Source organism: Candidatus Izemoplasma sp. (genome assembly GCF_982632705.1).
Window position 1 is genome coordinate 1 of the sequence record NZ_CEXEES010000054.1, and the last position, 10,898, is coordinate 10,898.

The 10,898-nt window shown below is 34.4% G+C and carries 11 protein-coding genes and 1 other annotated feature; all 11 genes read left to right on the forward strand.

Going from position 1 to position 10,898, the window contains the following annotated elements; genetic code table 11:
* Window positions 1-32: 32 nt before the first annotated feature.
* Window positions 33-545 carry an adenine phosphoribosyltransferase gene (locus AC2LE6_RS07075; RefSeq protein WP_484478567.1) on the forward strand — a complete coding sequence of 171 codons (513 nt, stop codon included), beginning with the start codon at window positions 33-35 and terminating at the stop codon, window positions 543-545.
* 12 nt (window positions 546-557) lie between these two features.
* A complete protein-coding gene (locus AC2LE6_RS07080; protein WP_484478568.1) occupies window positions 558-2,729 on the forward strand; it encodes a RelA/SpoT family protein in 2,172 nt (723 codons plus the stop codon).
* A complete protein-coding gene (gene dtd / locus AC2LE6_RS07085) occupies window positions 2,729-3,172 on the forward strand; it encodes a D-aminoacyl-tRNA deacylase (protein WP_484478569.1) in 444 nt (147 codons plus the stop codon). Before AC2LE6_RS07080 ends, dtd begins: the two co-directional genes overlap by 1 nt.
* Window positions 3,173-3,177: 5 nt before the next feature.
* Window positions 3,178-3,972, forward strand: a complete 795-nt coding sequence (locus AC2LE6_RS07090) for a GNAT family N-acetyltransferase (protein ID WP_484478570.1) — start codon at window positions 3,178-3,180, stop codon at window positions 3,970-3,972.
* A 7-nt stretch (window positions 3,973-3,979) separates the two neighbouring features.
* Complete coding sequence (locus tag AC2LE6_RS07095) at window positions 3,980-4,576, forward strand: GNAT family N-acetyltransferase (protein ID WP_484478571.1); 597 nt, start codon at window positions 3,980-3,982, stop codon at window positions 4,574-4,576.
* Between the two features lie 47 nt (window positions 4,577-4,623).
* Window positions 4,624-4,828, forward strand: a binding site (T-box leader).
* Window positions 4,829-4,866: 38 nt separating this feature from the next.
* Window positions 4,867-6,186, forward strand: coding sequence for a histidine--tRNA ligase (hisS, locus tag AC2LE6_RS07100; protein ID WP_484478572.1), 1,320 nt, complete (start codon window positions 4,867-4,869; stop codon window positions 6,184-6,186).
* Between the two features lie 10 nt (window positions 6,187-6,196).
* Window positions 6,197-7,945 carry an aspartate--tRNA ligase gene (gene aspS / locus AC2LE6_RS07105; RefSeq protein ID WP_484478573.1) on the forward strand — a complete coding sequence of 583 codons (1,749 nt, stop codon included), beginning with the start codon at window positions 6,197-6,199 and terminating at the stop codon, window positions 7,943-7,945.
* Window positions 7,946-7,999: 54 nt separating this feature from the next.
* A complete protein-coding gene (locus tag AC2LE6_RS07110; RefSeq protein WP_484478574.1) occupies window positions 8,000-9,112 on the forward strand; it encodes an AI-2E family transporter in 1,113 nt (370 codons plus the stop codon).
* Window positions 9,109-9,537 carry a hypothetical protein gene (locus AC2LE6_RS07115; protein ID WP_484478575.1) on the forward strand — a complete coding sequence of 143 codons (429 nt, stop codon included), beginning with the start codon at window positions 9,109-9,111 and terminating at the stop codon, window positions 9,535-9,537. The genes AC2LE6_RS07110 and AC2LE6_RS07115 overlap by 4 nt, the downstream gene beginning before the upstream one ends.
* 40 nt (window positions 9,538-9,577) lie before the next feature.
* Entirely contained in the window at window positions 9,578-10,261 is a 684-nt protein-coding gene (locus AC2LE6_RS07120) for a tRNA threonylcarbamoyladenosine dehydratase (protein ID WP_484478576.1), read from the forward strand.
* On the forward strand, window positions 10,236-10,898 hold a 663-nt coding region (locus tag AC2LE6_RS07125; protein ID WP_484478577.1), incomplete at its 3' end, for a GrpB family protein. The genes AC2LE6_RS07120 and AC2LE6_RS07125, both read left to right, overlap by 26 nt.

Here is a 10,898-nt window from a genome sequence, read left to right on the forward strand (position 1 = left end):
AGTATTAATCATATAACGGAGGATTTATTAAAATGAACTTAAAAGACTATATAGCAAACGTACCAAATTTCCCAATCGAAGGGATTCAATTCAAAGACATTACGCCTTTAATAGGTGATGGAAAAGCATTCCAACATGCAACAAACTTATTTGTAGATTACACAAAAGAAGTTGGAGCTGACTTAATTGTTGGTCCTGATGCACGTGGATTCATCTTCGGATGTCCAGTTGCAACACAACTAGGAATAGGATTTATCCCAGTTCGTAAACCAGGGAAACTTCCACGAGAAGTAATTTCATTCAAATATGACTTAGAATATGGAAGTAACGAATTATGTCTTCATAAAGGAGATATCAAACCTGGATCTAGAGTATTAATCATTGATGATTTACTTGCTACAGGTGGAACTATCGAAGCAACTATCGCTCTAGTAGAGCAATCAGGAGCTGAAGTAGTAGGTATCGCATTCTTAGTTGAATTAGAAGACCTAAACGGAAGAAGACTATTAGATAAATACAACGTATTATCACTTATGAAATATTAGTGAGGTGATGTCATGAACACACTTGATTACACATTACTTGAAGACAACCTTAACAAGTACATAAAAAAACAAGAGCATCTTTTATTAATTAAAGATGCCTTTTACTATGCTAAGGAAATGCACGAAGGACAAGAGCGTAAATCAGGTGAACCATACATCGTACATCCACTTGATGTAGCCATCACATTAGCAGAATACCAAACAGACCCAATCACAATCATCGCAGGACTTCTACACGATGTAATCGAAGACACAGAAGCAACATTCGAAGACATTGTAGAGAAATACGGAGAAGAAGTTGCGTTAGTTGTTGAAGGTGTTACAAAATTAAAACAATACAAATTCAAAGGTGGAGACCAAGAAAAAGAAAAAGTTTCTGCCCAAGCACAAAACCATCAACGTATGTTACTAGCTATGGCCAAAGACATACGCGTGATCATCGTAAAACTAGCAGATAGACTAAACAACATCCGTACATTAAAATCACTACCAGAAGTAAAACAAGTACGAATGGCACGTGAAACAATGGATATCTACGCACCACTTGCTCACAGACTTGGGATGTACGTACTAAAAGCAGAACTAGAAGATACTTCTTTTAAATACATCTTCCCAGACAACTATCGAACAATCGCAAAACTAATCGATGATACAAAGAAAAACAGAGAACAAGATCTTGCATTAATGCAAACAAATCTTGAATACTTACTCACAGAAAATAATGTAAAATCAGACGTCAAAGGACGTATTAAAAACATATACTCTGTCCATAAAAAAATGGTTGATAGAGGAAAAGAATTTGAAGATATTTTTGACCTATTAGCACTAAGAGTAGTCGTTAAAGACATCGAAAGCTGTTATAGAACAATTGGTATTATCCATTCTAAATGGACACCAATTCCAAACAGATTCAAAGACTACATCGCAATGCCAAAACCCAACTTATACCAATCATTACATACATCTGTAATCGCAAATGGTAAAGTATACGAACTTCAAATCCGTACCGAAGCAATGGACCAAATCGCTGAATACGGTGTCGCAGCTCACTGGGCATACAAAGAAACAGGGAAGAAAGTTCAAATGACAGACGAAGTATCCAAACGTTTAAAATGGTATGGAGACTTAGTTCAATTCACAAAAGAATCAGAAGATGATCAAGATGTTTTAGCTTTACTACGAGACGATATCTTCAATGCAAACGTATACGTATTCACTCCAAACGGAGACATCATCGATTTACCAAAAGGATCTACACCACTTGATTTCGCATTCCGTATTCATACACAAGTCGGAATCAAAACAGTAGGCGCAATCGTAAACGGTAAAATCGTTCCTCTAGAATACAAACTAAACACAGGTGACATCGTAAACATGAAAACATCTGTCAATAGTTTTGGTCCAAACGATAACTGGCTTAAAATAGTAAGAACATCTGGAGCCAGATCAAAAATCAAAAACTACTTAAACAAACAAAGAAGATCTGTCCTTATCGAAATGGGTAAAGAAGACTTCCTAAGAGAACTAAATAACAGAAAAGAATCTGTCAAAGTCACAGACAAAAAAGTATTAGAACTATTCACCAAAAAAGGTGCGAAAACTGTAGAAGATTTATACTACGAAATCGGTAAAAACACAATATCACCAAACTCTGCGATAAACGCACTACTAGGTGGTACTGAGTACACAGAAGAAGCCTTAATAGAACGTATCAACAGTTCAGTATACTTAGACCATAAAACGGAATCAAACATCGTAGTAGAAGGGATATTAAACCCTTCAATAAAACTATCAAACTGTTGTTCACCAATTCCTGGTGATAGAATCACAGGATACGTATCAAAGGGAACCGGAATCGCAGTACATAGAACAAGATGTAATAACTTACAATCACTAGATGATAACCGTTATATCGAAGTATTCTGGGGATCTGACACACAAAAAATGTACAACGTAAATATTAAATTAATCGTTTCAAACAGAGACAACATTCTAGCTGAAATCATCAACACAGTCACATCAACAAAAGGAAAAGTACTTCAAGTAGCTGCTGCCCAAAACAAAAGTTTAGAAGGTGTCATCAAACTTAAAGTATCGATCCATGATAAATCAGAACTAGAAAACATAATCGTTAACCTTCAAAAAATACCTGATGTATACGCTATTGAAAGGATGATGAAGTAATGAAAATCATCGTTCAACGTGTATCACAAGCATCTTGTACAGTAAATAATGACATCATCTCAGAAATCAAAGATGGATACGTATTACTTGTAGGTTTAACACATACTGATACATCAATAGAAGTAGAGTACTTAGCAAAAAAAGTAGCCAATCTTCGCATCTTTGAAGATGATGAAGGTAAGCTAAATAAATCAATATTAGATAAAAACTATGAAATACTAAGCATTTCACAGTTCACATTATACGGGGAAACAAAAAAAGGGAATAGACCATCATTCACAAACGCTTTGGAACCTTCTAAAGCCATCGTTCTATATCACGAACTAACAAACATTCTAAATAACACATACAACATAAACACATTAGAAGGAGAGTTCGGGGCAATGATGGACATCAACCTTACCAACAGTGGTCCTGTAACTATACTACTCGAAAGTAAGTGATATACATGATAAGAAAACTAACAATAAACGACCAAGAACAAGTATTAAAATATTTATACAAAGAACCATCAATCAATATCTTCATTATCGGGGACATCGAGCAATTTGGATTCGATGTAGATTTTCAAGATGTGTATGCTGAATATGCAGATAATAAAATATTAGGTGTCTTACTAAGGTACAAAGAAAATGTTATCTACTATAGTCAAGAACAACACTTCAACACCGACTTCTTAGAAATCATCAACACATTCAAATATGAATTTATCTCTGCCAAAGGAAGCATCATGGAACTTCTAAAACCTCATTTTAAAGAGATGAAAGAGAAACCAATGTATTTCTGTGAGGCAAACACTTTTGATCCAAATCTTGAAGTAATTGAAGATGATATAATTGATGTAAAAACACCAGATCAAGCAAGAAAACTATACTATCTACTAGCTGATATTGAAGAATTTGAAAGTTTCAAATCAGAAAAAGTAGAGAAATTCATAACATCAAAACTACAAGCATTAAAAGAATCAGTTACATATTCTATTCATCAAGATGATTTATGTGTATGCTCTGTTAGCACAGTCGCAGACACAACAAAAGCCGCAATGGTAGTCGCAGTTGCGACACACCCTGCGTATCGAAAAAGAGGATATGCATCTAAACTAATGATTAAATTATTAAATGAATATATAAATAAAAGAAAAAAAGCTCTTTGTCTATTCTACGACAATCCAGCCGCAGGAAAGATTTATCATCGTCTAGGATTTAAAGACATAGATAAATGGGTAATGCTTGTAAGAAAGTAGTGGTATTATGTTGTTACTTCCAATTATTGAAACAATTCGTCTTATCTTAAGACCAATCGCTTTAGCGGATCAACACGATGTGTTTGATTATGCGTCTAGTCCTTTAGTAGGGCCAAATGCAGGATGGAAACCACACGTAGCACTACAAGAAAGCATCGATTTTATTCAGTACTGTATAAAGAAAAGAGACTTCGGACAACCTGGTAATTACGCAATTGTGTTAAAAGATACAAAAAAAATGATCGGGACAATCGAAGTACATACATATAAACAACATAAAGGCGAAATTGGATTTGTTTTACACCCAGAGTACTGGGGGAAAGGAATCATGACAGAAGCCTCTAAAGCATTAATCATCTACGCATTTGAACTACTCGGTTTATCACGATTAACATATGGATATTTCTTATTCAACGATCGTTCAAAACGCGTGTGTGAAAAACTAGAATTTACATTTGAAGGAATCCTCCGTAAGAAGTTTTTAAACTACGACGGACATCATTTAGATGAAGCAATCTATAGTATCATTGATGACGATTATCATAGTAATTCACTATCTTGGCTTGAACAAGCCAAAAACGAAATCATATTTCATACAGAATAATCAGTATTTTTATTGACTATATTACTATGTAATAGTATAATCACATTTGTAAACCTAAGAAATTGAAAAGGTGTATTATTGTTTATCAAAGAGAGAATATGGTTGGTGTGAATATTCATAAACAAATAGACTAGACACAATGGAGGGAATAACTGAAATTAGTAGGTTATTACGTATCTCTGCGTTAAAGAGACGAGGGCCTAGATTTACTAGGAACTAAGGTGGTACCGCGGATATAATGTCGCCCTTAGATTAAGGGGGACTTTTTTAATACAAAAAGGAGTGATTTTATGTATCAAAAAATGAAAGGAACTTATGATTTACTACCCGACCAAACACGTAAATACCAGCAACTTGAAAAAATCATAAGAAACGTAAGTAAAATATTTAACTATAACGAAATCAGAACACCAATCTTTGAATCAACCAAACTATTCCACAGAGGAGTAGGAGAAACAACAGATATCGTATCCAAAGAAACATACGATTTTATCGATCGTGGGAAACGTAGTAATACACTGCGCCCAGAAGGAACAGCGGGAGTTGTAAGAAGCTACATAGAAAACAAACTATACGCAGATAAAATCCCTGTCCAAAAGCTTTATTACGTTGGACCAATGTTCCGTTATGAAAGACCTCAAAAAGGGAGATACAGACAATTTATGCAGTTTGGTGCCGAAGCATTTGGATCATCAAGTCCTATGTTAGACGCTGAAGTAATAAGTTACGCTGTTTCTGTTTTAAGAGCGTTAAAAATCAAAGATGTTACTGTTCACGTAAACAGTATTGGTGATGAAGAATCGAAAAAACTATATAGAGAAGCACTTGTAGAATACCTAGATGGAAAAATGGATACACTTTGTAACGACTGTAACAATCGCTATGAAACAAACCCACTTCGCATCTTAGACTGCAAGATAGATAAAGACAGTGATACATTAAAGAACGCTCCAAAACCAGTTGATTACCTAACAGAATCAGCTAAATTACATTTTGATAATGTAATCAAATACTTAGAAGCAATGGATATTGATTACATCATCGATGAATCACTTGTTCGCGGGTTAGATTACTACACACACACAGTATTTGAAGTAAATGCACACCTTGATTCACTTGGTGCTCAAAATACAATCTGTGGTGGTGGACGTTACGATAACCTAGTAGAATCACTAGGTGGACCAAAAACTCCTGGTGTAGGGTTCGCATTTGGTATGGAACGTCTAATGTTCGCATTAGAATCAATCAACTTCCTAGGAGACCCTGAATACTTACACTTATACATGATGGCACTTGGTGAAGAGCAAAAGGAAGAAGCAATTAAACTATTAAACAGATGCAGACTTGGTGGTTTATTATCTGACATTGATTTCCTAGACAAAGGAATGAAAGCACAGTTCAAACTAGCCTCAAACTTAAAAGCTAGGTTCATCGCAATATACGGTGAAGAAGAACAAAAACAAGGAGTTATTAATCTAAAAGATCAAGACTCAGGAGAACAAGTTACAATCAAAAAAGAAAAACTATATAACACAATAATCACAGAATTAATGAACCCTTCAGGTAAATGTAAATCATGCGATGAAGAGTCATGCGATTCATGCGAATAGGAGAATAACAATGAAAAGAACTCATAATAATGGTGAACTTCGTAGTTCACACATCAACCAAACAGTTACCCTAAAAGGTTGGGTAGCGAAAAAAAGAGACTTAGGTGGTTTAGTATTTATCGATCTTAGAGATAAAGAAGGAATCACACAATTGGCTTTTAACCCAAATTCTCCACTGTATTCAAAAACATTAGAAATCAAAAACGAATATGTTCTAGAAGTAACTGGAAACGTAATCGAACGTTCTTCTAAAAACAAAAAAATACCAACTGGAGAAATCGAAGTAGAAGTAACTGAATTAAACATCTTAAACACAGCTGAACTAACACCAATGATCATCGCAGATGAAACAGATGCGTTAGAAGATACTCGTTTAAAATACAGATACTTAGATCTTCGTAGACCAGTACTACAAAACAACTTCATCGTACGTCACAAAACAGCTACTGCTGTACGTGAATACCTAAACAAAGATAACTTCTTAGAATTCGAAACACCAATTCTTACAAAATCTACACCTGAGGGTGCACGTGATTATTTAGTACCTTCACGTATCAACGAAGGACAATTCTATGCATTACCACAATCACCTCAAATATTTAAACAGCTATTAATGGTTTCAGGATTCGAAAAATACTATCAAATCGCAAAATGCTTCAGAGATGAAGATTTAAGAAGCGATAGACAACCTGAGTTCACACAAATCGATATTGAAACATCATTCATGGATCAAGAAGAAATTTTAAACATCTCTGAAGGAATGATCAAACACGTAATGAAATCAGTAAAAGGTATCGAACTAACAGAAGACTTCCCACGTATTACATACGCATACGCTATGGACAAATACGGTGTAGATAAACCAGATACACGGTTTGAAATGTTATTAACAAACATTACTGATATTGCCAAAGAATCATCATTTGGAGTATTCACATCAAACATCGAAAATGGTGGAATCGTAAAAGCAATCAATGTTAAAAACGCAGCTTCAGAATTTAGTAGAAAGAAACTAGATAAACTTACAGACTTTGTTAAAAAATATAGAGCCAAAGGATTACCATTCCTTAAATTCGCTAACGGTGAATTTACGGGTTCAATCGTTAAGTTCTTTACCAAAGAACTACTTGATTCTTTAAAAGAAACTATGAATGCCGAAGAGAATGATTTAATCTTATTTGGTTCTGACAAAACAGAAGTAGTAAACCAAAGCTTAGGGCAATTACGTAATCATATAGCCAAAGTACTTGAATTATACTCTGAAGAAGATTATGACTTTACATGGGTTGTAGATTGGCCAATGTTCGAATTTAGAGAAGAACAACAACGTTATTACAGCCTTCATCATCCATTCACAAGAGTGAAAGATGAAGACTTAGAATTATTAAATGAATCACCAGAAAAAGCATTAGCTTATTGCTATGACTTAGTCGTTCAAGGACAAGAACTTGGTGGTGGGTCAGTTAGAATTCATAAGACAAAACTACAAAACCAGGTATTTGATATCTTAGGTATCAGCAAAGAAGAACAACAACAGAAATTCGGGTTCTTATTAGAAGCCTTGAAATATGGGACACCGCCACATGCAGGAATTGCATTTGGGTTAGACCGCTTAGTTATGCTTTTAGTTCATACTGAAAACATAAGAGACGTTGTCGCATTCCCAAAAACAAACTCAGCACAATGTGTTATGACATCAGCGCCTAGTAAAGTTGCCGATGAACAATTAGAGGAATTATCAATCAAAACATTGAATTAATTTAAATTTATTTCAAATTATGATATAATGTAAAGGATTAAAGGATGTGAGAACATGGATAACAATAACAAATTCTTTAAAGATGAATTTCTAAACAAAGCACTTAAAGTGCTTGGAATCGTATTGCTATTTCTAGCTGTTCTATTTATGGCTAGTCAGTTCAAAGACTTATGGTTCACTATTTGGAATGCAATTAAAAGTGCTGGAGTACCATTCGCATTAGCGTGGTTAATCAGTTTAATTGTGTATCCACTAGTAAAAGTATTTGAACGTCGTGGAGTAGGACCTCGTGGATTAAGTGTAATGATTGTATACTTATTAATCGCTACAGTTCTATATTTCACGTTTGCATTAATAACTCCAGTAATCATCGAACAGATCAGAGAGTTCTTTGAAGTAGATTACCCAAAACTAGAGTTATACTTCCAAACTGATTTCAGAAATGACTTCATCTTAGGAACTGATTTATATGATCAATTAGCAGCAACAATTTCAGAATCTGGTGTTATTGAAAACACAGTTTCTGGGTTCTTAGATACAATTACAAACAACTTACCAAGCATGTTATTTAGTCTAATTACAATTGGTATGATATTACCAATCTTGTTACTATACTATTTAAAAGATTACGAATTAATCAACGATAACATTCGTTCGATTATCCCTATTAAGTATGAAAAAGACGCTTCCGACCTCGGAAACAGACTAAACCATACAGTAGGTGCATACATTAGAGGGCAACTACTATTAATGGTATCAATAGGAGCAGCAGCGACTATCGCATACCGATTAATTGGATTAGAATACTTCTTCGTATTTGGATTGATCGTTGGTCTAACCAACATTATCCCTTACTTCGGAGCAATCATTGCCTTAGTTCCAGTACTGATTTATACCATTATCACAAACGATGTTAATCCATTCTGGGTTCTTGGTGTAAACATAGGATTACAGTTTGTTGAAGGTAATATCTTCCAACCAGTAATAATGGGACGTCAACTTGAAATGCATCCAATACTAATCATAGGTAGTATCTTATTCTTTGGTAGTTTATTTGGAACATTAGGTGTTATATTTGCAGCACCACTAGCTGCAACTATTAGAGTATTAATCAACTTCTATAAAGAGAAGAAAGAACTGCGTAGGCAGCAACAAACCACTCCGTGAAACGAAAGAAAGTCTATAACCGTTTCCAAGTAAACCTAATTGTATTCTACGCAATGAGTATGCTGATGGTACCGATATTTGTCGTGATTGCATATATGTTCGATTTACACGAATATACATCAACAAACAAAATCGTCTTAATCGCAGCAACAATTACCTTAATCTTTTTTAGTATAGGATTAACATTATTATTATTCACAAGAGACAAATATGAACGTAGATTAAAGCCATTATACCAACGAGAATTCATGATAGTAAACGTATTTAGTGCTTTCGGAATCATTGGGATTGGAATCTTTTATACATATTTAGGAGGATCATTCTTCTATGTACCACATGTAATCATTCCATTATTCATAGGGGTATACACAGCTGTTTTTTACGTTGGTGATCGTGTCTTTAACGTAAATCTATTTAAAAAATAAAATGGCTACGGATGTAGTCATTTTTAACGAGGTACATATTATGATATTTAATAGAACAATAGAACTAATCGGAGACGAAAAACTCCAAAAATTAAAAGACAGTACTGTCTTAGTCTTAGGACTTGGTGGTGTTGGTGGGAGTGCCTGTGAAGCACTAGCTAGAGCCGGTGTTGGTACTTTAGTAATTGTCGATGAGGACGTTGTCGATATTACAAATATAAACAGACAGATCGTTGCGCTTCATTCAACCATCGGTCTACCAAAAACAGAAGTCATGAAACAAAGAATCAATGACATCAATCCTGATTGCATAGTACATGCGTATCACACATTCTATGACAAAAACACAAAAGTTGAAATCTTAGACCGAGAATTTGATTTTTTCTGTGACTGTATTGATACACTTACATATAAGATAGATTTGATAAAAGATGCACATGATAGAAACATAAAAATCATTTCATCTATGGGTATGGGAAATAAAGTTCACCCTGAAATGATTGAAATAGTAGATATAAGAGAAACCTCTCATGATCCTATCGCTAGAAGAATGAGAAGTAGTTTAAGGAAACTTAAAATTTATACACCAGTACCTGTCGTTTACAGTCCAGAAGAACCTCAGCGTATAGACAAGGAAAAACGAACACCTAGTTCAATCAGTTATCTACCACCAGTGGCAGGTATGATAATGGCTAGTTATGTCGTTAACAATATCATTGAATAAACTACTGAGATACAGTTCTTACAATAAAGACTGGCCAATAGAATATAGTAAAATAGAATCTTTTTTAGAACATATACTAACAGGACTACATAAAGAGATTCACCATGTTGGTTCAACATCTGTCAATGGACTAGGTTCAAAACCAATATTGGACATTGACATTGAATATACAGAGACAATTGAACCAATCATCAACGTACTTACATCTAATGGATGGGAGTATCAAGGTGATAAAGGAATTGAAGGACGTCATGCGTTTAGACGGACAGATGATGCATTTTATGAACATCATTTATACGCTATTCATTCATCGAATCCAGAATTAAAGAAACATTTAGATTTTAGAAATGCACTAAGAACATACAAAATATTCAGACTGAAATACCAAACATTAAAACAAAACCTAATTATTAAAAACAACAAAGATCGATTACTATATACAAACAGTAAAACTGATCTTGTACATCATATAATGAAAGTGAGTGGTAATATGAACAAAATCGTATTCGCAGGTGGATGCTTTTGGGGAGTAGAAGCCTACTTTAAACAATTAACAGGAGTATATAAAACAGAAGTTGGATACATCGCTGGAAACGGTGAAACAACGTATCAAGAAGTATGCAGTGGAAGCGGACAC